Origin of the sequence: Rhodopila sp., from assembly GCF_965277165.1 — a bacterium.
Lineage (GTDB): Bacteria > Pseudomonadota > Alphaproteobacteria > Acetobacterales > Acetobacteraceae > Rhodopila.
On the sequence record NZ_CBDICE010000006.1, the window covers coordinates 970,503 to 990,443 of the forward strand.

General features: G+C 57.2%; 36 protein-coding genes and 1 tRNA gene. 24 read left to right on the plus strand and 13 right to left on the minus strand.

Annotated features, from left to right (window positions below; genetic code table 11):
• The first annotated feature begins 238 nt into the window (after window positions 1–238).
• The 13 genes from ACQY4Y_RS16180 (at window position 239) to ACQY4Y_RS16240 (ending at window position 6,632) form a co-directional block, all read left to right on the plus strand.
• Window positions 239–775 carry a hypothetical protein gene (locus ACQY4Y_RS16180; RefSeq protein ID WP_428491628.1) on the plus strand — a complete coding sequence of 179 codons (537 nt, stop codon included), beginning with the start codon at window positions 239–241 and terminating at the stop codon, window positions 773–775.
• A 415-nt stretch (window positions 776–1,190) separates the two neighbouring features.
• Entirely contained in the window at window positions 1,191–1,508 is a 318-nt protein-coding gene (locus tag ACQY4Y_RS16185; RefSeq protein WP_428491629.1) for a hypothetical protein, read from the plus strand.
• A 44-nt stretch (window positions 1,509–1,552) separates the two neighbouring features.
• Window positions 1,553–2,218: a hypothetical protein gene (locus ACQY4Y_RS16190; protein ID WP_428491630.1), complete on the plus strand. Its 666-nt coding sequence runs from the start codon at window positions 1,553–1,555 to the stop codon at window positions 2,216–2,218.
• A complete protein-coding gene (locus ACQY4Y_RS16195) occupies window positions 2,215–2,715 on the plus strand; it encodes a hypothetical protein (protein WP_428491631.1) in 501 nt (166 codons plus the stop codon). The genes ACQY4Y_RS16190 and ACQY4Y_RS16195 overlap by 4 nt, the downstream gene beginning before the upstream one ends.
• A gap of 36 nt (window positions 2,716–2,751) precedes the next feature.
• The gene (locus ACQY4Y_RS16200; RefSeq protein WP_428491632.1) at window positions 2,752–3,492 is read left to right on the plus strand and encodes a hypothetical protein; all 741 of its coding nucleotides are present in this window, start codon (window positions 2,752–2,754) and stop codon (window positions 3,490–3,492) included.
• Window positions 3,489–3,878 carry a hypothetical protein gene (locus ACQY4Y_RS16205; protein ID WP_428491633.1) on the plus strand — a complete coding sequence of 130 codons (390 nt, stop codon included), beginning with the start codon at window positions 3,489–3,491 and terminating at the stop codon, window positions 3,876–3,878. The genes ACQY4Y_RS16200 and ACQY4Y_RS16205 overlap by 4 nt, the downstream gene beginning before the upstream one ends.
• A 28-nt stretch (window positions 3,879–3,906) precedes the next feature.
• Window positions 3,907–4,890, plus strand: coding sequence for a DUF6551 family protein (locus tag ACQY4Y_RS16210; RefSeq protein WP_428491634.1), 984 nt, complete (start codon window positions 3,907–3,909; stop codon window positions 4,888–4,890).
• Window positions 4,887–5,285 (plus strand): hypothetical protein, encoded by a 399-nt coding sequence (locus ACQY4Y_RS16215; protein ID WP_428491635.1) that lies wholly within the window; start codon window positions 4,887–4,889, stop codon window positions 5,283–5,285. Before ACQY4Y_RS16210 ends, ACQY4Y_RS16215 begins: the two co-directional genes overlap by 4 nt.
• Window positions 5,282–5,464, plus strand: a complete 183-nt coding sequence (locus ACQY4Y_RS16220; protein WP_428491636.1) for a hypothetical protein — start codon at window positions 5,282–5,284, stop codon at window positions 5,462–5,464. The genes ACQY4Y_RS16215 and ACQY4Y_RS16220 overlap by 4 nt, the downstream gene beginning before the upstream one ends.
• 11 nt (window positions 5,465–5,475) lie before the next feature.
• Window positions 5,476–5,718 carry a hypothetical protein gene (locus ACQY4Y_RS16225; protein ID WP_428491637.1) on the plus strand — a complete coding sequence of 81 codons (243 nt, stop codon included), beginning with the start codon at window positions 5,476–5,478 and terminating at the stop codon, window positions 5,716–5,718.
• Between the two features lie 69 nt (window positions 5,719–5,787).
• Complete coding sequence (locus tag ACQY4Y_RS16230; RefSeq protein WP_428491638.1) at window positions 5,788–6,042, plus strand: hypothetical protein; 255 nt, start codon at window positions 5,788–5,790, stop codon at window positions 6,040–6,042.
• Between the two features lie 7 nt (window positions 6,043–6,049).
• A tRNA-Leu gene (locus tag ACQY4Y_RS16235) sits at window positions 6,050–6,126 on the plus strand.
• Window positions 6,127–6,176: 50 nt separating this feature from the next.
• Complete coding sequence (locus tag ACQY4Y_RS16240) at window positions 6,177–6,632, plus strand: hypothetical protein (protein ID WP_428491639.1); 456 nt, start codon at window positions 6,177–6,179, stop codon at window positions 6,630–6,632.
• Here ACQY4Y_RS16240 and ACQY4Y_RS16245 read toward each other — a convergent pair.
• Entirely contained in the window at window positions 6,627–6,983 is a 357-nt protein-coding gene (locus tag ACQY4Y_RS16245) for an ankyrin repeat domain-containing protein (RefSeq protein ID WP_428491640.1), read from the minus strand. The genes ACQY4Y_RS16240 and ACQY4Y_RS16245 overlap by 6 nt on opposite strands.
• Window positions 6,980–7,891, minus strand: a complete 912-nt coding sequence (locus tag ACQY4Y_RS16250) for a hypothetical protein (RefSeq protein ID WP_428491641.1) — start codon at window positions 7,889–7,891, stop codon at window positions 6,980–6,982. Before ACQY4Y_RS16250 ends, ACQY4Y_RS16245 begins: the two co-directional genes overlap by 4 nt.
• 58 nt (window positions 7,892–7,949) lie before the next feature.
• Between ACQY4Y_RS16250 and ACQY4Y_RS16255 the strand changes: the two genes are divergently transcribed.
• From ACQY4Y_RS16255 to ACQY4Y_RS16295, 9 genes are all read left to right on the plus strand, one after another.
• Window positions 7,950–8,687, plus strand: coding sequence for a hypothetical protein (locus ACQY4Y_RS16255; protein ID WP_428491642.1), 738 nt, complete (start codon window positions 7,950–7,952; stop codon window positions 8,685–8,687).
• Window positions 8,684–10,375 (plus strand): type IV secretory system conjugative DNA transfer family protein, encoded by a 1,692-nt coding sequence (locus ACQY4Y_RS16260; RefSeq protein WP_428491643.1) that lies wholly within the window; start codon window positions 8,684–8,686, stop codon window positions 10,373–10,375. Before ACQY4Y_RS16255 ends, ACQY4Y_RS16260 begins: the two co-directional genes overlap by 4 nt.
• Window positions 10,372–10,881 carry a hypothetical protein gene (locus ACQY4Y_RS16265; RefSeq protein WP_428491644.1) on the plus strand — a complete coding sequence of 170 codons (510 nt, stop codon included), beginning with the start codon at window positions 10,372–10,374 and terminating at the stop codon, window positions 10,879–10,881. The genes ACQY4Y_RS16260 and ACQY4Y_RS16265 overlap by 4 nt, the downstream gene beginning before the upstream one ends.
• Window positions 10,878–11,315 (plus strand): hypothetical protein, encoded by a 438-nt coding sequence (locus tag ACQY4Y_RS16270; RefSeq protein WP_428491645.1) that lies wholly within the window; start codon window positions 10,878–10,880, stop codon window positions 11,313–11,315. Before ACQY4Y_RS16265 ends, ACQY4Y_RS16270 begins: the two co-directional genes overlap by 4 nt.
• Window positions 11,316–11,377: 62 nt before the next feature.
• Entirely contained in the window at window positions 11,378–11,581 is a 204-nt protein-coding gene (locus ACQY4Y_RS16275) for a hypothetical protein (RefSeq protein WP_428491646.1), read from the plus strand.
• Window positions 11,582–11,612: 31 nt separating this feature from the next.
• Entirely contained in the window at window positions 11,613–12,179 is a 567-nt protein-coding gene (locus ACQY4Y_RS16280) for a hypothetical protein (RefSeq protein WP_428491647.1), read from the plus strand.
• A gap of 53 nt (window positions 12,180–12,232) precedes the next feature.
• Window positions 12,233–12,628, plus strand: a complete 396-nt coding sequence (locus ACQY4Y_RS16285; RefSeq protein WP_428491648.1) for an H-NS family nucleoid-associated regulatory protein — start codon at window positions 12,233–12,235, stop codon at window positions 12,626–12,628.
• A 278-nt stretch (window positions 12,629–12,906) separates the two neighbouring features.
• Window positions 12,907–13,521, plus strand: coding sequence for a hypothetical protein (locus ACQY4Y_RS16290; protein ID WP_428491649.1), 615 nt, complete (start codon window positions 12,907–12,909; stop codon window positions 13,519–13,521).
• Window positions 13,514–13,858, plus strand: coding sequence for a hypothetical protein (locus ACQY4Y_RS16295; RefSeq protein ID WP_428491650.1), 345 nt, complete (start codon window positions 13,514–13,516; stop codon window positions 13,856–13,858). The genes ACQY4Y_RS16290 and ACQY4Y_RS16295 overlap by 8 nt, the downstream gene beginning before the upstream one ends.
• Here ACQY4Y_RS16295 and ACQY4Y_RS16300 read toward each other — a convergent pair.
• From ACQY4Y_RS16300 to ACQY4Y_RS16310, 3 genes are read right to left on the minus strand one after another with little or no spacing between them, the layout of a single operon-like run.
• On the minus strand, window positions 13,855–14,220 hold the full coding sequence (locus tag ACQY4Y_RS16300) for a hypothetical protein (protein ID WP_428491651.1): 366 nt from the start codon (window positions 14,218–14,220) through the stop codon (window positions 13,855–13,857). The two genes, ACQY4Y_RS16295 and ACQY4Y_RS16300, sit on opposite strands and share 4 nt — an antisense overlap.
• Entirely contained in the window at window positions 14,221–14,502 is a 282-nt protein-coding gene (locus ACQY4Y_RS16305) for a hypothetical protein (RefSeq protein WP_428491652.1), read from the minus strand.
• A gap of 57 nt (window positions 14,503–14,559) precedes the next feature.
• Window positions 14,560–14,778: a hypothetical protein gene (locus tag ACQY4Y_RS16310; RefSeq protein ID WP_428491653.1), complete on the minus strand. Its 219-nt coding sequence runs from the start codon at window positions 14,776–14,778 to the stop codon at window positions 14,560–14,562.
• 44 nt (window positions 14,779–14,822) lie between these two features.
• Between ACQY4Y_RS16310 and ACQY4Y_RS16315 the strand changes: the two genes are divergently transcribed.
• On the plus strand, window positions 14,823–15,371 hold the full coding sequence (locus ACQY4Y_RS16315; protein ID WP_428491654.1) for a thermonuclease family protein: 549 nt from the start codon (window positions 14,823–14,825) through the stop codon (window positions 15,369–15,371).
• Window positions 15,372–15,681: 310 nt separating this feature from the next.
• On the opposite strand, the gene ACQY4Y_RS16320 is transcribed toward ACQY4Y_RS16315, so the two are convergent.
• The 7 genes from ACQY4Y_RS16320 to ACQY4Y_RS16350 all read right to left on the minus strand — a co-directional run bounded on the left by ACQY4Y_RS16320 (window position 15,682) and on the right by ACQY4Y_RS16350 (window position 19,278).
• Window positions 15,682–16,044 (minus strand): PRC-barrel domain-containing protein, encoded by a 363-nt coding sequence (locus ACQY4Y_RS16320; RefSeq protein WP_428491655.1) that lies wholly within the window; start codon window positions 16,042–16,044, stop codon window positions 15,682–15,684.
• Window positions 16,045–16,106: 62 nt separating this feature from the next.
• Window positions 16,107–16,982 carry a hypothetical protein gene (locus ACQY4Y_RS16325; protein ID WP_428491656.1) on the minus strand — a complete coding sequence of 292 codons (876 nt, stop codon included), beginning with the start codon at window positions 16,980–16,982 and terminating at the stop codon, window positions 16,107–16,109.
• Window positions 16,979–17,899: a hypothetical protein gene (locus ACQY4Y_RS16330; protein ID WP_428491657.1), complete on the minus strand. Its 921-nt coding sequence runs from the start codon at window positions 17,897–17,899 to the stop codon at window positions 16,979–16,981. The genes ACQY4Y_RS16325 and ACQY4Y_RS16330 overlap by 4 nt, the downstream gene beginning before the upstream one ends.
• A 133-nt stretch (window positions 17,900–18,032) precedes the next feature.
• The gene (locus ACQY4Y_RS16335) at window positions 18,033–18,335 is read right to left on the minus strand and encodes a hypothetical protein (protein WP_428491658.1); all 303 of its coding nucleotides are present in this window, start codon (window positions 18,333–18,335) and stop codon (window positions 18,033–18,035) included.
• Complete coding sequence (locus ACQY4Y_RS16340) at window positions 18,332–18,544, minus strand: hypothetical protein (protein WP_428491659.1); 213 nt, start codon at window positions 18,542–18,544, stop codon at window positions 18,332–18,334. Before ACQY4Y_RS16340 ends, ACQY4Y_RS16335 begins: the two co-directional genes overlap by 4 nt.
• Complete coding sequence (locus ACQY4Y_RS16345) at window positions 18,545–18,907, minus strand: hypothetical protein (protein WP_428491660.1); 363 nt, start codon at window positions 18,905–18,907, stop codon at window positions 18,545–18,547. It lies immediately after the preceding gene.
• A complete protein-coding gene (locus tag ACQY4Y_RS16350; protein ID WP_428491661.1) occupies window positions 18,907–19,278 on the minus strand; it encodes a hypothetical protein in 372 nt (123 codons plus the stop codon). Before ACQY4Y_RS16350 ends, ACQY4Y_RS16345 begins: the two co-directional genes overlap by 1 nt.
• A 150-nt stretch (window positions 19,279–19,428) precedes the next feature.
• Between ACQY4Y_RS16350 and ACQY4Y_RS16355 the strand changes: the two genes are divergently transcribed.
• A complete protein-coding gene (locus tag ACQY4Y_RS16355) occupies window positions 19,429–19,584 on the plus strand; it encodes a hypothetical protein (RefSeq protein WP_428491662.1) in 156 nt (51 codons plus the stop codon).
• 210 nt (window positions 19,585–19,794) lie between these two features.
• On the opposite strand, the gene ACQY4Y_RS16360 is transcribed toward ACQY4Y_RS16355, so the two are convergent.
• A complete protein-coding gene (locus ACQY4Y_RS16360) occupies window positions 19,795–19,926 on the minus strand; it encodes a hypothetical protein (RefSeq protein ID WP_428491663.1) in 132 nt (43 codons plus the stop codon).
• Window positions 19,927–19,941 lie beyond the last annotated feature (15 nt).

Here is a 19,941-nt window from a genome sequence, read left to right on the forward strand (position 1 = left end):
TCCCGCAATATTTTTCTTGATGCGTGGAGTCTTCACAATCCGCTGTTGGAGTCAATGCTTTTCGCTCGACAGAAGATTTCGTTTTGCTGTTCTGTGGCCGCCTGTGTTGCTCTGAGGATTTTGCGCAACGACATTTCGCGCTTAAGTGGGGCTCCGGCTCAATGCGCCCATTACTTCGCCTGTTGTACATCTTCGCACTGATGTATATAACGCGACAGGAGAGGAGTTTATCGTCGTCATGGGCGGGGTTGATGATTGCAAGTTGAAAAACCTGGCTGATCGGCTTGAGATTTACGGCATTCATGGGGATTTTATCGCGACCTATGAGAAGCCGCGATTTTATGAAGAGGGCGTCCTAATATACGTGATGCAGGCAGCAAGAAAACATGTCTTTTTATCCGTCGATGATGATCTCCATCATCTGGATGCAAAAGATATCTGGATCGACGATCTCAATTCCATCGGCGGTCTGCGTCTGAGCGAGGAGACGGTTGCCGAGTACGTTCGATTTTTCCTCTGGATCGCGGGCGCGGGGCGCAGCCCGTTTGTCATCGTTGAGACCGACGGGCTTTATAGGACAGCGGATCAGTCGACCATTCAGCCCGCGCCGCTTAAGGTGATCGCGGTATCATCTTATCCGCGTAGTTTCACACTTGCGGCGGCGATGGTCCATGAGGGGAGGTTGCATCGCTGTGAGCTGGTCGTCGCCCCCAATGGGATGATCGAAATGACAAGCGATGATGAGGGCGTCGAGGTTTACCGGCTGAATGGCTGACTATGTCTAAAACAACGCAACGATATTACCCATTCTAGGCGTGTACATTCAGTCCGGATTTGCTACAACTAATCAACGGCGGCGATGGAGCGGCCCAAGAAGAAGGAAAAAGATGATGGAAAAAGGCGCAACAATCGAAGTCGTTTGTGACGGGGTTACGGAAGAATTCGATACAGCGACCGCCGCGACTGGGCGCTACAAAGACCTCCAGGATCAGGGCAAATCGCCCGTTTTGTACGTGGTCACTCGGCACAAGATAATCTTCTAGGGGAAGGCGCTTCGGCCCGGCCTTTCTCGATGTGCCGCAACAGCCTGGTTCCTTCCGGGTGTCCGTTTCCGGCGGACAGTCATGGCACGTCGAGGCACGTTCAACACCGGCCAACGCGGATGCAGTTGGAGAAAGTCAAAGGAGAAAATGTCGCCACCCACAATGAACGTATGCACCTACAACCCCGGCGATATTTCCGGCGATATGCCCGGCGAAAAATTGGGTGATGTCATTATGTGGTTTCAGGAAAAATTGAAATCAGTCCCCCTTGAATACCGCGAGATCGCGGAGGTGGAGTTCAACACTGACGAATACAGCACAAGCATTCGGATCACGTACGAACGCCCGGAAACAGCGGAGGAGCGGGCGGAACGGGAAGGGCGCGAGAAGGCTGATCTGGAGCGTCATCGCCTGAAGGAGCTGGATACGCTGCGGCGGCTGAAGTTGAAATACGAGAGCGTCTAAACGAGGCCGCCGACAGGGTGTGTCGGAGAAAGAATAAGGAGATTGTGCTATTTGAGCCTTTACGCGTTTTGATCGCATGCGAATTTTCAGGAACGGTCCGTAACGCATTTTTGGCTAAAGGCCATGATGCTTGGTCCTGCGACCTTCTGCCAACCGAGGACGGGAGCAACCGTCATATTCGGGGCGACGCGCGGGACGTTCTGGATGATGGGTGGGATTTGTTGATGGTTGCCCATCCTCCCTGCACCCGTCTTTGCAATAGCGGCGTGCGCTGGCTGTCCAAGCCGCCTGAAGGCAAGACGCTGCAACAGATGTGGCGGGAACTGGATGAAGGCGCGGGCTTATTCTCCGCCTTCTGGAATGCCCCCATCGATCGGATTTGCATTGAGAATCCAGTTATGCACAGGCACGCGAAAGAGCGGATTCGCAATTATCAAGAATTCGCGCAAAGCGTACAGCCTTGGCAATTTGGTCACGGAGAGACGAAACGCACATGCTTCTGGCTGAAAAACCTTCCGCCCCTGACGCCGACTGATATCGTCGATGGCAGGGAAAACAGGGTTCACCGTGCGTCGCCGGGGCCGGAAAGGTGGCGCGAACGGTCGCGGTTCTTCAGTGGCGTAGCAAGTGCGATGGCAAGTCAATGGGGTGATCTGGGCCGTTATTGTCCAGGCGCATCTGCCGGTCGGCAGATGGAGTTGACGCTGTGATCGACCTCGAACCCATCGTCCGCGAAGCCGGGGGCCGGGGCCTGAACGGAGATGCGCGTGATGCGGCAGCTGCATTCCTTTGTGAGTGGCATGGCGGCGGTGCGAATGAGCACGGATCGGATATGGAATGCGAAACCGTGGTGTTAGCGAAGGTGCGCGGATGCAGCGCACGCGTCATGTTGATGCTCAATGGCCGTGGGCATTGGCTTTCCGGGCATGATTTCGAGGCCCAGGGCTTCGCTTCGACATCCGGCGGTCCATCTGTCTGGGCCGGATATGCCTTCGAGACGCGACAAGAGGCGCTCCAGCACGAGTTGGCCGCAGCGGCGGCATGGTTCGACCAGATCGCCAACGAGACGAGCAGCTGTGCGTCTGAATCTCTTAAGTGCGATGCGCGGGAATTGACGGGCGTGCTGTCGAAGATGGTCGAGGGCGGGATTGCTCCGGCGAACGTGGCAAAGCCGGTAGCCAAGGCGATGCAACTCGACTTGTTTTAACCAACCCCGGCGGAGGCCGGAGAAAGCCAGGAGATCGTGGAACGGAAACATGAAAGCGACACAGAGTTTGAGGAAGTAAAAGCTGGGGAGGTAACTGCCTACCCGGACGGTGGATGGAATATAAGACGCGACGATGGCTGGTCTTTCTTCGTACCCGCCAACAGCCCCGCTACCCCGAAAGTTGGCGACACATGCCGCTTTTACGGCAAAGGCATTGGCTACGCTGTGCGCGGCCTGACGATCAATGGCGAAGTCGTCTTCTACCGCACGCTGGATGAGGAACAGGATCACCAGGAGCATGAGTCCTACGGCACGTTGCCCCAGGACGTCATCGACAAGTGGGACGCAGGTAAAACAGTCTGGTCGATTGAGATGGGCGGTTTCGGTCCGGGATATGAACAGGCCATCCAGGTCACGGCGATAGAGATACTGCGGCAGATGATCGCGGAAACCGCTGATGCCTCCTGCTGGGATAAGGGCGGTGGGATGCGGGCCTATGCCGACACTCTGCACGAAAAGATCGGCGACAAACTCTCCAGTTTGGGCTTATCTGGTGCGCAATTTGGCGCAGCGGTCAGTATCGCTGCCCGCATCTACAAAGATGGCCCCCGTGAATTCGTCAGGACAACTCCTAGTGACCGGAAGATCCAGGACCCTGACAGCATCGCCACGGTGTTCTCCGTCACAGACGAGGCAGGGGGCGCGGCGACCGTCGATCTCATGGAGGATGAATACCCCTCTGTGCCGTCGCCCCCGACGCCCGGAGGCCCGTCATGACCCCTGCCTGGCACAAAGAGGCCGTCCGCCTCCACCGCACCGGCCTGAGCGTCCCGGATATCGCTGCGGCGACGGGCAAGAGCGCCGCACAGGTCCGCAGGGCGGTCAGGGGCGTCTCCGCAAGCCCTCAGAGGGCCGCGCACCTGCAGGGCAGGGATATCGACCCCAACTGGCCCAGGGAGGCTGTGAGGCTGCGGCGTAGGGGCATGCAGATCGCACAGATCGCCCGCAAGATCGGCGTGACCCGGCAGGCGGTCAGCATGGCGTGCAGGAAGGCGGGGCTGCCCTCCGGGAAGCCTGGCGGGGACTGGCGGAAATTGGGGATGCCGAGGGCGTCGGAGATAAAGGCCTTGGGCCAGAAAGAAGGAGAAAGTGAAGCAGTCTAAACAGACATCTAGCGCCGACCTTGCGGCTATGAAAGCGATCTTTATTGCACGAAACGGCGTTACGAAGTGTTTGCCGGCTGGCAACGTCGAGCCGCCGGCCCAAGTGAAAGCTCCGTCGCCCGCGCCAATCCCGGCACCAGCTTCGCCGCCGCCTCCAAAGAAATTAGCGCCGCCGCGTGACTTGGGCGCCAAGCCGGTCCTCATGTGGGTTCCTGCAACCGAACTCCATATTAATCAAAGCTATCAGCGGAACGTGTCGACGAAGCGCGGTCAGGCGGTCATCAAGGACATTGTCGCACACTTCCAGTGGCCGCTTTTCCAGCCGATCACAATCACGCAGCGCGATGAAGCTGGATACTGGGTGATCGACGGCCAGCACCGGATGATCGCTGCACAGCAAATCGGTATCCGCGAAATCCCAGCTGTGCTGCTCGATAATCTCACTTCGGCGCAGCAGGCTTTGGCGTTCGCCGGCATCAATGGCAAGCGAGTCTCCGTCAACGCTTATGCCATCCATCATGCGATGGTAGCGGCCGAAGACCCATTAAGCGCCCGCCTGGCCGCCATTTGCGAAAAAACCGGCGTTTCGATCCCTCGATATCCGAAGATGGCGACCGTGAGCAAACCTAATGAAACGATGGCCATTGCAGCGCTGAAAACTGCGATGCGTGTTCACGGTGACGATGCCCTCATTTGGGCGCTGCGCCTGCTCCGCGACGTTTATCCCGATGAACCAGGCATGATCACCGCCACTGCCGTCCGGTTGTTGTCGGCTTTTTACGCGGCCTATGCGGACTTCCCGATTCACGACAATACGATCCAGTCCGTGCTGCTCGATAAAGACCTTGATCAATTGCGGGAAGAAGCTTCGCAACGGTCGACAAACTCGACCGGCCGTACGCCATGGATGATCGCTGCCCTTGCCGAGGCCTATAACGAGGCGCTACCAGCCGGAAGACATGCGTTGCCAATTACTCAGGCCTCGTTGGTCGGGATTGGTGGGCGGTTATGACAGACCACATCGATATGCGGACCATCAAGGCCGATGCTCTGGCGGGCGAGCCGAAATCAGACCTCAAACTGCGCCCGTCCTGCTGGACCGCCCGCGAAGCCTTGGCCTGCGCCTATTGTTGGACGGAATTCGCGAATGCCGAAGAGCGGCAAGACACACCTGAAACATACTGGCTGTCGATAACGGAGAGAGCCCGCAACGATTGCCGGTCAATCGCCAATAAAAAACTGCTGCTGGCGGTTGCCCGTGGGCACGCTGTAGCCGTTCCACCGGTCGCGGGACTTCAAGAGGGGCAGTTTGCCGCGTTGAAAGAGGCTCTGGGGATAAAAGCCGATAATCGCGTCCGTAAAGTACTGAATGCTGTTGTATCTACGTTCAAGCGGGGTGCGGCATGACCCAACCCTATGACCAAGGCCTGATCGACGGCATGGGCGCGGCTTCCATGATGCTCGATGTTTCGGAACAGGATATCCGGCTAGCCGCTGGCGAACTGACCCCGGATGAGATGCGGGCGGTGAAGGCGGTGCTGGCGTGGCGGAAGGCGATGATTCGGCTGAAGGCGGGGCTGGAATGAGAACGACCTTGATGCTTGGCCTGCTCACTGTATTGACGTTGTGCGCTTGCCGTGAAGATGAGGCACGCGAAGCTCTAATTGAACAAGGGTATACCGAGATTCAATTGACAGGCCCAGTAGTCTTCGGATGCGACCAAAACGATCTTTTCAGGAACGGCTTCATTGCCACATCACCCGCGGGTATTCGAATAAAAGGAACCGCATGTGGTGGCTTCCTCAAGAACTGGACAATCAGAACGGCGGGCCGCGCATGAAGATCAAAACCGTGGATGATCTGCGGGCGTATGTGCAACGAAAGCCCTGAAGGGCAGAAAGACTAGACCATGCCTACCACAACTCAATCGTTCGCCCACGTCGCCAACCGCCTCGTGCGCCAGGCCCTTGAAGCCGACCCTATCACCCTCAATCCGAAGCTGATCCGCGCCCTTGCCCATGACGCCCTGATCCATGCCGAGATCGATCTTGGCGATCCGGACGTTCACAACGCCGGGCAGCGGATGGAGATTGCGGAGGAGGCTGTCAGTGAAGCGGATCCGGTGCGGGCGCATGGGATCGTGCAGCGGTTTTGGAGCATTTGAAATCATCCCCCACGTAGACGAATGGTAGAGTCACCGGTCTCAAAAACCGTAAGAATGTCGGTTCGATTCCGACCGTGGGGACCACTATTTTATTTAGCCGCCGCCGGGGAACAGGCGGAGAAAGCAGCGTCACCATGGAAGACCAACCCTTCACCCTATCCCCCGCCCAATCTGCCGCTTTCGAGCGCGTTCGCGCCTTCATCAAGGTCACGCCTGAAGTCGAAAGCCTCCTGTATGACATCGACCTCCTGCCCGAGCAAATCCTGTGCTGGCGGGCCGATATCGGGGAACGCGATTGGTACCGGATGATGCTGGTGGTCGGGCATTTCATGGTGTTTGCGGAGAGGCTGGCCAGGCCGTCGAAGCTAGCACCGCCGCGGTACGGCTCCAGAAACTGCGGAGTGATGCCGGAGCCGTCCCAGATCACCGAACGGCCGCCCGACCCGGCGCCGATGCGCCCGATGACCCGCGAAGAGTTCTACCGCGCCGAAGCCGAACGCCGCGTTCTCAGGATGCGGGGAAGTGCCGACGCGCCGGGGTTTGAGGCGTGTGTGCAGGTGGAGATTGGGGAGATGCGGGGGCGACTATAGCCGTCTATTGGATGACAGATCAGGAACTCTGTCGCCAGTGGTTTGAGCGGCTTCCGCCTCATCAATCAGGTCACACATCTCCTCGCTGCATTCCATTATACGAGCGAGAATAGATGGCATGCGCCCTAGCCGATCAGGAAAGAAATTTGCCTCTTTCTCGATCAGATATTGCGACATTTGGAATTGATGTCGGCCTATAGCGTAATGCAAAGCTGACATGCCATTTGTCGGGTGTACGGAATTGACGTCCACGCCCCGGCTTAAGAGGATCGACATTTTCCCTACATCGCCGTCGGCGGCGCTTTCAAAAATCGTGTAGTCATAGCCACCGCATACGAGAACGTCGCTCATTTTATAAACCTAATAGGAGTTTTTACCGCCATAAGTTCTAGTCTGCTAAACTGTCTGTCAGACAGCTTCCCAACCCAAAAACCGTCCTCGGTATTCTCGGCGCGGACAAAGTACGACGTTGACTCAAATCTATCACGTACCGTCGCTATATAGCCCTCTGCAGTGTTGATTAAAGCTCCGTCATAGTCCTTATTGGTAAGTCCGATGAATAAGTGCCCAAGATATGATCGTGTCTGTAGCTCGCCCAGAAAAAGGATAAGAAGATCCTCACGGGTACGGCTTTCGTGGCTGCCGAATTGGATCGTTGTATATTTATCTTCGAATGGAAGCGTCAGCGGATATATACGGCACAGCGCCATGCCGATATCGAACGCGGGATCATGATACTCAATATTCTTTGCTGCGAATTCAGCGCAAGCAGCGGTGAAACTATCGGCTGATCGCATATAAACAGGCGGTTTATCTTTATCTTCTTCTTTTTTGGGAGGTATGGGCGTCAGGAATCGCTGCATTGTCTTGAGTGGCGCGCCGACCCGTTTAGCGATTGTCGGCACGCCGATCCCATGTTCCTGCCCGTAATATATAAACTTCTGCCGAATCACAGCCCGTTCGTCCTCGGTGAAAACCGGGCCGTCATAGGCATCTTTGGTCTCCTCGGATGGCGCTTTTTCCCTGTCCAGCTTCCGTCCATCAAGAAACGCGGCCACTTCGGTCAGGAAGGCTTGCAACTCACGGGGTGTCGCGCCGGGAAGTTTCTCCGTTGCCAGGAAAACCGCTATCTGCGGTTCTGTGACGAGCGCCTCGGTCTCAGTGTTTATCCGCTTGATCAGGTCAGCGTAACTCAGCCCGTGTTCCCGCTGATAGGCCACCAGGCGCTGGGCGATACTCCATGATTCCGACGCGTCCATAATCCGTCCAGCCACATTCTGATACGCGCCTCGCTACCACAATCGAGGAGCAAGGTCGATGGCTGCCCCCATGGAGCAAAAGGTCAGGAAGAACAACCACGATATCCGCGAAGTATGGCAGCGTCAGGCGATTGACCTGACAAGGCCGATCTTCGAGGAATCGGGCTACCGCATCGCAGAAAACATCATTCCCAGCTTTGGTTTTCCGTCCGGCGGTAAGAAGTCGAAGGTTGTAGGCGAATGGATCGGACCTGAGGCTACCGGTGGCCCGCATGAGGTCATCATTCGAAGCGCAATTGATGACCCGTGCGAGATCATCTGCGCGATGCTTAACCAGCTTATCCATACGATCACGGGGCCTGAGCGGAACAAGGCCTACCGGGATATCGCACTTAGTATTGGGATGGATGTCTCGGCTGGGCTGAAAAATGCCAGACCAAAGCCGCATCTACAGACACGTTTAGACGCGATAGCGAAGGAAGTGGGGCCGATCCCTCATCAGGCCATCGACTACGATAAAGTTCGCGTGAAGGGTGCGACGAACCGTCCGCCAAAGCAAGGAACACGCATGCTGCGCGCGGAATGTGTATTCGTAGAGAACGAGAAGCGTTGCGGTTATCTGGTACGAGTGTCTGCGGAATGGGCGCGTGTAGGGCCTCCAGGCTGCCCGAAACATGGTCCAACACGTATCGAATGGCCGGATGGCGAACAGCCTGAACAGCCCTCCGGACCCTTCACCATCGACGGCGCCGCCGAGGAAATCCCGACTGTCCCGCGTCTGGAGGCCGCAGAATGACCTTCGACGACATCATCGACAGCATCACCGCAGGCCAGTTCTGGGCTGGCGTTGTTTTCATCGCCGGGCTGATCCTGATTGCCAGGCGCTATCGGATGGGCGGGACCACGCGCGGCTCGGCGCACTGGATGAAGCTGTGGCAGGCGGCGTGGGCGCGGGTCGGCGCCGCCGCCGCTGGTATCGGCCTGTTCCTGTGGGTCGATCTCCAGGGCAATCCTGGCTTCCTGCTGGGCGACTGGCGCGGCATTCCAGTGTGGCGCTTCCACATTCCCTGCCTCCTGGGCGTTTACTACAGGGGCGCGTCGAACATCCTCACGGTTGGTTCACCGCGCTCGATGAAGGGTGCCGGCGTCATCATCCCCAACGCCCTTCGCCATAAGTTCTTGGCCGTTGTTGATCCTGGAGGCGAAATCTCCGCCGTCTGCGTCAAGGAATGGCGGAGGCAGGGCCTCAACATCCATCTGCTGAATCCGATGGGTGTTCACACCGGTCTTCCGCACAACCTGGCGTCCGGCAGCTTGAATGTGTGTGACGATCTCGACCCGAACAGCGATTCGTTCGCCAGCACCGCTCTGCTGTATGCGTCGCAAATGGTCGGCTCCGCGCCACGCGGGGAGGACGGGAACTACTTCCACCAGAAAAGCTTCGGCGCGTATCAGGCGCTATTCATGCACGTGAAGATCAAGGAGGCGCCAGAGCGTCAGAATCTTGTGCGGATTCGCCAATATCTTCGCGGCAGTATGCTCGAATGGGCCCAACTCGTTACCGACATGACCGATAGTAAGGACGCGATCGTCAAGGCTCAGGGCCATGAATGGCAAAGAATGATGATAAACGAGCCGAAGGCATTCGGCGGCATCATCTCGACCATGGAAATCGCCACGAAGTGGCTTGATGACGTGGCAATCCAGAACTCGGTTCGCCACTCGAACATTCGGCTAAAAGATCTGAAGGGCTACGACGAGCAGGGCAGGAAAATCAAGGGCGCGGTGTTCGCGGTCATCCTTCCGCTGGAGTTCAAGACCAGTCATGCCGCGTTCGTTCGTCTCGCTATCACGAGCGTTCTGCGGACCATGATGGATACCGAGAAAAGGGCGCGATCCCGGGTGTTGCTCCAAGTGGATGAATTTAATTCATTGGGGAAATTTGACGCACTTGTCCAGGCGCTGTCGGAGATGGGCAAGTACAAGCTCCGCATTCACCTGGTCACGCAGAGCATCGCGCAGGCCAAGGATACGTATGGCGAGGCCGGATGGAAGGTGATCGAGGGTTCGTGTGACGTTCGGCAGTATCTGTCGGCCTGGGGACTCGATACGGCAGAACACGTTTCGAAAATGTGCGGTGATACGTCTATCGTAGAGAAAACCGCGAACGGTGAACAACTCATATCTCGCCACTTGATCACGCCCGACGAGGTCATGCGCATGTCGATGATGGAGCAGATTGTCTTCATCAATAACCTGTCGCCCGTGAAGCTGCGAATTCGTCCATACTGGGAACGTCCTGGGTTACGGGGCAAGTTCTATGACAACCCGTTTTATTACCCAGAGCGGACACCCGGCCTTCCCCTATCGTTCCCCCTCCAAGCCCTGCTCGGCTTCGGGTTGCGCGTCCTGTCCGGGCTGATCGGCCCCGGTGCCGTTGTCGCAGCCATCGCCGCCGCTGTCGCCTTCGGAGGCTTCCTGTGATCGACGCGCTATGGCTGTGGTTCATCGCTTTGCCCCCGCTGGCGATGATCCCGGTGGGGATCGCCTCCATCGTGATCGCCTTCGTGTCGGTCAGGGTCTTTCTGGGCGTCTGCGGGGTGATACTGGCGGCCATCGCCTACGGCATATCCGCTTTCGTTAGGGCAGCGGTCCCGGCGATTGCGGGCCGCATCATTCAGGTGGGCGCCATGCTGCTGTTCCTTATTGCGGCGGGATGCGGAAAAGCGTGGGCGCCCTTCGGAAACGCCATTGACCGCAGCGCGGAGAGAATGGCCGACAGAATGACGCCGGAAGAGAAAGAGAAGGTCATTGAGGACGCGCCGGCGATCCTTGGTCTGTCAGGCGAGTTCACGAAGCAGGAGATGGAGGACCAGTTCAAACGCCTGATGAAGATCTGCCATCAGGACGTGACTGGCGTCGCCTGGATGTCGCAACGGCTCAACCAGGCGCGGGACGAACTTCGCGCCGTGAAAGGATGGAAGAAGTGATCAAAATTAAGCACGCCTGCGCGCTGAAGGACGAGAACTTTACAATCAGCTACGAGCGTATCGACGGTCGCTTCAAGCCCATTCCGGATGCTCCCGGAGCAAAGCCGACGCTCAAGGGCGGATTTCAATCCATGCTGCGGCGCGAATCGGCGGCGGTTGAGCGGCCAGCTTCCATCAATCTCGCCGAACTCGACCGCCCGCCATGTCCCGGCTGCCGCGACACGGTGTGGATTATCTGCGGGGATTGCCAAGCGCATGTCTGCGGTGCGCTGTCGCCAAAGGGGTCGTTCATGTGCCGCAAGAGCTGCGGCGCGTTCGGTTCGACGACACCCGCGATGACCTGTGATGCGGTGGATGGCAGTGGCGGACGCCGCGCGGCTCTTGGCGGTCCCGCAAATAAACAGATCGGCGCACCGGTGAAAAGACTCAGGTGACCACGCTCTGTCCATGTTTTTTTGGCTAAATCGGTCTTGTTCCCGAGATAATAGGTAAAATCATGTCACCCGATGACAAATACAAAGATCAGAACGCCGAAAAGCCCGCCTGGGTGTACAACGAAGCAGGCGTCCTGGTGCCGCGAACCCCGGAGCGGATCTCAAAGGATATCGCTGGGCGGGATGCGCGGATCGCGCGGGAAAAGGGCGAGCAGGAGGCGGCTAATAGCCAGCCGCGCAGCCGGAATGTTGAGATTGAGCGGTGAGTATCCGGCGTAAGCGCGGCGGGCACTGATCATGGTTACCAAAGCCCGCCGTCGCGCCCTGTATCCCGAACCGCAGGAGTACGAGGACGCGTCCACGATACCTGTGACGATTCGGCTGGATCCAAGGTTGTTGAAATGGCTACGCGAGGTGGTTGGGCCGGACTCGCTTACGTTCTCCGTAAACGAAGCTATCGTCACCGGCATCCGTGCGATGAAGGGCGATATCAGCATCTCCACACTGCTGCACGTCATGGCCCGGAATCAATGCATCGCGCCGGTCGAGGCGATGTACGGCAAAATGGGGGATGACGCGCGGCGGGAATCGGGATTGCTGTTGCAGGCTGCGGCCCTGTGGGCAGAGTTCAGCCGCTCGCCTCTTTCCGCCGTCGAAGAGTTCGACCGGATTCCGGAGGCAGACAAGGGGCCATTACTGCAGGCCTGGCAGGCCGTCGCGCCGGGACGCGATATCGCGCGGGAAATAGATGGCTGGCGCGCGAAGGCCCGTCGGGCGCTTGGGGAGCGATCAGATGGATCGCCTGACGATCTTCCCCAATGGGAACCTGGCTGCGGAGATTTCGACGATTTAATCCCCTTTTAGACATATCCGACCAATTGCGTTAAATAGCTCCTGATTTTACGGGAGTGACAGCTATGCCAGCGTCGCCACGCAAGAAAAAGGCTGCGGTGCCGGATGGGATTATCGGGGAACTCGCGCAGCCCGGGGCTATCGAATCCATGTCCATGCCGGATTTGAATGCTTTGATCGCGCGAGCGACGGCGGCGAAAGCCGGGAAGCTCGAGGCGGCCCGAAAAACCCTGTTGGAGGAAACCCGCGCGAGGTTTCAGGAACTGGATCTGCCTCTGAATGCGCTGGTGCCGCGGGAGCCCGCGCTGTCGGCGGGCAAAGGAAATCGAAAACCGGCTCCGGTCAAATATCGCGGTCCTGACGGTACGTCCTGGAGCGGAAGGGGCCGTACGCCTCGGGTATTTGCGGATCTGGTCTCTCAGGGCCGGAAGATGGATGAATTTCTGGTTCGAAAGAGGTAGGCCATGCCCGAGGAGCCATACTACTTTACGATATCGGCCAAAGAGGCCGCAGCAGCTCATGCGTGGGCGGAGGCGCATGAATGCAAGCCGGTGATCGATGTGCCGCTGTCAATGGGGGAGACGTTCTCATATACGTTTACGCCCTCCATGATGGGGACCTGGGTCACGATAAACTGCCTTTATTGTGGGGAGCGGAAGGGCCTGACCGACTGGTCTCGATACTGACCAAACGGTGTCCTGCCTAGGCGCTCTATTCTTCCGTTTTCGGAGGATAGGGCATGGTTTGGGTTATCGAGAACGTCCTGGTGCATGTCACCGCGGTTATCATGTCGATTTCTGTCGCCGTGATGCTGGTCGTCATTTTCATCCAGCGGGCCACCATCGAAAAGAGAAAGGAAGAGAACGCAAAGCACGGTCTACTGGACGTTCGGTATAGTCCGTTTAGCACAGAAAAAATGCAAATCGCCATTGAACGATATTGCAGGTTGGCCGGATGGCAAGACTGCCCGACGACGGAGGATAGCCAAAATCGCCACCGTGACCGGCTATTGTATCGGGAGAAATACGTCCGGTTCCGGAAGGGGGTTGAGATCGCTAACCCAGTCTGCATCGTCCGATTTGCGGTGGAGATATGCGGACTGGATGTAAGGACCGCTGAAAACTGTGCCGAAATGATCGTTCGGCAACAAAACTCCTACGCCCTAGACAATAAGGCGACGGTTGAGGTTGTGATCACGGACCTCCTTGCGGAAACCGGGGATGTTTTTGAGGCTATCGAAATAGCAAATCTTCTCCATTCCGGTTGCCAAGGCCGCGACTGGAGCTTTTGGCATGACGTCCACCGCGAATTAAAATATCGGACAGTCGGTGCCAAGGTGCTGGACCATGAGTAACTGGCACGAGGTCAGTATTGAAACCAAATACCATGAATCTAACAAGCCCGTATACAGCCGGGCATCGGAATACTATTCGACCCAAAAAGTCCTCACATGGATGCAGGGCCATTTCCGGACCGCCCAGGACGCAAAGCAGGCCCAGGAAGCGCATAAGGACTGGCAATCTGGAAAAGCGGATAAGACTCCCGACGCTGAACGCTGGTCCGGGTTCGTGTCCGCGATTAGGCAGATGGAGCGGCGGTACGAACATCTTGGGATCCAGCTCGCGCGGGTTGAACGGGTGGATTTTTCAGGGGTGCGCAAGATTGAGCGGGATACTGGCTGGGAGCGTTAGCTTTCCATCGCAATCATCGCGTCGGCGTAGTGCCAGCGCATCCGCGCTAGCCTGCGCATGACGGCCTCGTTGGTTGGCCTATCGGTTTCTGAATACTGGCCGAGGGCGTCCGCCAGCGTGATAGGAGCGTGGGCGGCGTAGTATTGGCGGGCGCCCTCGGCCGTATTGAGACCGTTGGCCGGACAGGCGTGCGCTTCAGAAAAATAGGCGCTGTGCCGCTCCTCGATCATCCGCACGATGTGGTCGGCTAAATTGCTGTTGAAAATATTGTCCGTGCCAAAATGCAGTTCATCGTAAATCGCGCGGACAGTTTCTTTCCATCGTTCTTCCATGCGCATAGTGTAACAGAGTAATACCGCCAATCAACCATATTCCTTCCGCACCATCTTTCCCCACCTCCAAAGATCCCGGACATCATGATTCGCCTCCATTGTCGCCACGCCGATCTTGCCGACCTTGAAATGGTGATCAAGCGCAAGGTTGGCGACGATCATCCCAACGTAGAGCGCGGCGACCGTTCTGGCGATGTTCATCAGAACGTTGTCGCTGACTTTGAACTGGTCGGTGATCTTCGCGAGGATGAAATAGGCCGGGCTCATGGCCATGAAGGCGACGCCGAAGTGGTAAATGGTAAATTGGTGCATGGTGCCTCGCGGAAAATGCGAAGCTTACCGAGGTGTGGCTGGTCAGGAGATGGACAGTTACCGGAAATCCGCCGCCAGCATGGCCGTCGCTATCGAACGCGGATTGGCCTTGGTGTCACGCCATGACATTCCCATAGCCTGGTCGCGGTATTCGGCCGCACGGCCGCCGAAGCGGTCTGCGCCGTGACGCGCAAGACTCCAAGCGTCGGTCAGGACGATGCGGCTGAATTCGTTCCGGATTACGCCTGGGTCGTGTGCGGGTGTTTTATGGCGCATCGCGTCTCCGATTATTTAGGTGATCGAATTCCGATTTTATTATAATGTATCCGGAACGAATGGAAAAGAAAGAAGTTAAAATGCGCAGGATTATCATGCTATGCGTTGCGCTGGTCGGCCTTACGGCTCCGGCGCGGGCGGAACCGGGTAGGGTTCTGGCATGTCATGACGGAGATACGTGCCATGTCCTGACAGCCGAGGGCATTATCAATGTCCGAATGGCTGGTTTGGACGCGCCGGAAGATCCATGGCCCGGCCGCTGGGTCAAACAACCCGGCGCGGATGAAGCCCGCGATGCCCTATGGAAGATGATCGGAGATAAGACGGTTGATCTTGAATGCACCGGCCAACACAGCTACCGCCGCGACGTTTGCCGGACCACCGTCAGGATTGACGGCAATCCGGTGGACGTGAGCGAGGCTCTGGTTAGCGAGGGCTGGGCGTGGAGCGCGATTCAATTCGAGCCGGCCCATGACCGCGATCAGCGGATGCCGGACCTCCAGGCTGCCGCGCAGGCGGCGGGGAGAGGGCTATGGGGGCTTCAGGCGGGTCGGCGGATACCGCCGTGGGAGTGGCGGCATGGCGGGCGTTGACCTCCGGCCAGTAATGCGCCTCATACACCATTAACGCCGCCTCCAGTGTCTCCTGGATGGGAAGGCGGCATTGCCTGACCATTGCCTTCAGCCCGGCATCTGAATAGGTCCATCCGTCCGGGATACGGAGCGACTTGTGTGCTTCAGCAAGCGTAATTTCAAGCCGCCTGTCCTTCTGGATTGCGACTGTTAGGAGTCGGCGCAAACCCGCGATGCGGGTGGCGCGGATGATGTGACGGGTTTCTTCAAACATATGTACCTCCGCCCGAAGCGTAGGGCACGAGGGCAGGACACATAGTGGTCAGAGGACCTAATTGCTGAACTGTGTATTCGGCATATGGTTCAACTCGTCCTTGGTTGCCCCTGCCATGATGACCTTGTTCTTGCCATCGATCTGGAGCTTGTCGATCGGCACCGAGACCAGCTTCGCGCCGATGCCGAGAAAGCCGCCGACCGATATGACGGCCATTGCGACCTGGTTCTGCTTGCTCAGAAAGAGGTCCGATACATCGCCGACCTGCTGGTTCTGATCATTGTAAACCGCGGCGCCGATGATCTTGGAGGCTCGATAGCCATTGTCGAGGCGCACGGAGGCGACGGTCAGCTTAGGGTGGCTCGGGGTTCCGGGGGCTGGCTGCGCCAGGGCGGGCGCCGCTGCCGCCAGCGTTGCCAAGGCCAAGGCAGCCATCGAATGTCGAAGCATGTGCGCCGTCTCCCATATTGCGTTGTTTGCAATCAGTAAACGCCCTCGGAGGCAGCGGGTTGCGGAGCTGATTCACCGCCGGTGACAGCGGCACGCGCCGAGATATAGGCCATGTACGCTATGCCAATCCTGTCGTGCATATCGTCGGTCGCAAGTTCGCCGGCTGCTTCCGCCAGCGCATCTGCTGCCTTGAGCGCAACTTCGAGTGCGCCCCGGTCCGTTTCTGTGCGCCCCGGTGGCATTTCCTGCGCGCCGGTCGCGGCGTCATCCACCTGGTACGATCCGTTTGTCGCGGGGATGGATTTATTACCGCTTACCCCTTCACGTAAATTTACCTCGCGGGCCAATTCTGGCGCGGGCGCGGCGGCGAGCATGGCATTCCAGATCGACGGTGCAGACAATGTTCTTCTGAACTCATCTACTGCAGCACAATTCATTTCTACCGTCGGCTCCCTCGGCACCATAACCCAATCCCCGCTGGCGGCGATGGCGTTGCGGCGCGGGCAAGGCAAGCATCGCGTTTTATCGGTAGGGTATCCGATCGGCGGGCAATCGTCGCATAAATCCTCCACCGTCACACCCGGCAGCGCGTCGGCTGGCGGATTGGTGCGGAGTAGGCCGCGCTGCGTCAGATATTTCAAGGCGTGCTCTAAAGTAGAATGACACCCGTAGTTAAGGTGATTTTCTAAATCGTCATCCGGCTCAAAACCGAGGATATCTTTAATAATTTGCCGCATAAGCACATACAAATCATCTCCGCCCGACCGTGGCGCGGTGTTGGGGCGGGCGTTCCATGCGGCTTGCCATGTTTCCCAATGCGTTTCCGCAGTTCTTTGCATGGTTCTATGCTTAGCCCACGCTTCAAAAGCATCGCGGCATTCCGGCATCTCGTTTTTCGCGTCGGTCATGGCTTAATCCTTTCCAATATTCTCAATCCAGATTTAGTTGCTCCACACGGGTTCCATCCGGCAGATATAAAACAAAATCCGGGATTGGCACTCCGCACCGCCGACGCACGGACATAGGTGTAATGCCTTTGACCAGGCCAGCAGAAATCAGCGATTTCGTCAGCTTGTCGGATAAGGTCCGATGATCTAATTGGCCCTTCATTTCTGAAAACTGCGCAATTAATTCCTGTCTGTCCCGACGCATCAATAAACTTTCGCCAAACAAAGATTGCTTCGGCCGCGCGGGTTCGGAGGACAATCTTTTCTCCCGGCCCGCAGAATAGTTTGCGCACCCTTCCGTCTTTGTACTGATAGGCGGAATAATGCCGCTCATACATTGCGAGGCAGGAGGCGTCCCCGTCTTTGGTGAGATACCAGTCAGGCATTCCATCACGCACCACCCCGCACCCCATCCATCGCGGCGGCGATTGCGGCGTATGGGTTGGGCCTGTGCCTCTTATTTGATCAATTTTGCCGTCATTGCGGCGATAAAAGCAGCAGGCAAAAGTATCCTCGTCCAGATACTGTCGTAAGAAATCTAGCCGCCATCCTTCCAGCACCTGCCCCAGCAACGCCTCCAAATCCGGCTTTGCGGGCGCGGGGGATTGGGTGTATAGCGGGCGGATAATAACCGGCTGCGTTGCGCTAGTATAGCGATCCACTAGTTCATCGGCGTATTCTTTACTATCCCCTGTATGAACAACTTCCGCGTCTATTGTTACCTGCCATGCCACCGCCTCCCCATCCGTCTGCCCGGCGCAGCGTGAGGCGATTTGCAGGGATTCGAGGACAGTGTCGGCATGTCCGCCCGTATACATGCGCCACTCATTTTTGCTTTTGAGGAATTGCAGCGCCTTTTCAAATTTGTCCTGGGTCATGGCCGTATCGCCTTTCCGATGAAGTAGAATATGAGAACATCACAGATCATGGCGATAAAAACCAAATGGCCGGGATCAGCGAATTTATTGTTGATTTTACTGGCAGCCGCCGAGAGCCAGCATATTGCCCATGTCAGCATCCCGTTTCCCCTTTGCCGGTCAGGGCTGCAATGCACTCAGCCTTTAATGTTTTTTCGGTGCGGCTTGTATGTGCAGAGCATTTCTGCAACGCCGCCCTGTACCGCTCGATCTCCGCCACAAGCTTCGGGGCGTCGGTGAGGAAGAATGCGGACGCAATGTTATAAAATTTCACATCATCAGGCTTGTAATCTGTGTCGATGATCGTGTAGCCGCGTGTTTGCAGGACAATAGAAAGCCGTGCCGAGGCCTTCTCTCTCGCCGCGATAACGGCTTTCAGTTGGGGGAGGTGGGTCATGATAGAGCCCTTCCATCGATAGCAACCACGTAGGCGTTTTCACCACATTTCACGAAGCCAAGCAGTTTGGATGGATACGTCTTTCCGTCCCTTACTTCGTCGGCATATTGAACATCATGCATCTGACGGCAATTTGGGCAGATTGCTTTTTCGCCTATGTAGGCATCCAATTCATCGGTGCCTATGGCCATAAATGGCATGTCGTCCATCTACTTCTCCCCCACCCGTTCCAGGTATGCGCGGGCGCGATTGCCATTTTCTTTAATAATTATTACCTGCCAATTGTCTTTATTATCGATAAGAAACTCGTAGTTCTTAAGATCACCATAAAACCGTGCCATCTCCTCCGCCTCCTCGCACCGCTTTTGCAGCCGGGCGTTCTCGGCGTGGAGGGCGTCGTACGCCGCCAAGACTTCAAGCGAAAAACCAAGCGATACATGATAGAATGCGTCGCATTTGCCTTGGGTTTTTGTCCGCAGTTCGGCAATCGCATCCGGCGCCCTCATTGTCCCCGGATCGCATATCTCGCAGCCGTCGCCGCAGGGGTCGTATCGGCAATCGCAGTGTTCCATTAGATAATCCCCTCCGGCTTGATGACCTCAAGGCAGTCAATCGCATGGCTGTACTCGCGCATCCCCGCGACGCCATGGTGTTTAAACGCTGCGGCTTTGGCTCGGTCGAGCGCGAGATATACGGCGTTGTAGGCGTCTATCCTGTCGTCCTGCGGCTCCAGGATGGCGATGCCGCGCGCCAGGCCGGGCAGGCGTTTGATCCGGCCCCGGCGTTCGAGGGCCTTCAGATGCGTGGCTACGCCCGAAATGCTGTTGAGCCCGGTTGCCGCCATGATCTCCCGTAGCGTCGGGCACAGGCCGTTATGCTCTTTGGTGTAGGAGGTGATGGCGTCGAGCACGGACTTTTGTCTGTCTGTTACACTGTAAATCATATGAACAGGATAATCACAAATCGAAACAAACGGCAAAAGGATGTTGAGTAATTCTGTTGCGTATTTGAGTAATTAAATTACGTGCGCTCTGTCCATCCGCTGACCAACAGGCCTATGCCAGTCTGGGGCCTCTTTCAAGAGGACGAGCGGATGGCAAAGCCGCATACGCACAAACTTGTCGTCACGTATCGATCAGGCCGCACGGAAACCCACACCTTTCCCAGCTTCACGCAAGCCGACAAAGAGCGCGCCGGCGTGATCATGGTCCCGACGGTCGTATCGGCGAGGATTGAACCGATTGCCTAGTCCAGTCTGTGTCCGGTCGTCCTGCCGTATTCCTTCAGGAGATCAACGGGAGATGGTGATGGGAAAGATAACTCCGATGCGATCAAACAGGATCGTTTTTTATGCCGTGCCTGTCGAGATCAAAAAACAGCGTCGACGCGCGCCGCTTTGGCTCCGCGTTCTCGCCTGCATTTGGGTTGGGGTGTCACTGCTGGCCCTCTCGGCGGCCCATCAGGACGGGATGCCGCTACCCGGCATCTGGCAGGCCGGGTTTTGGGTCTTCGGTCTGGTAATGGTGTTGGACTGTAACAGCTGGAAGAGGCGGTAGTCGAAAAGGTTGTACTGGCGGAGATTTTCATTCATTCTCCTTCCTGACCA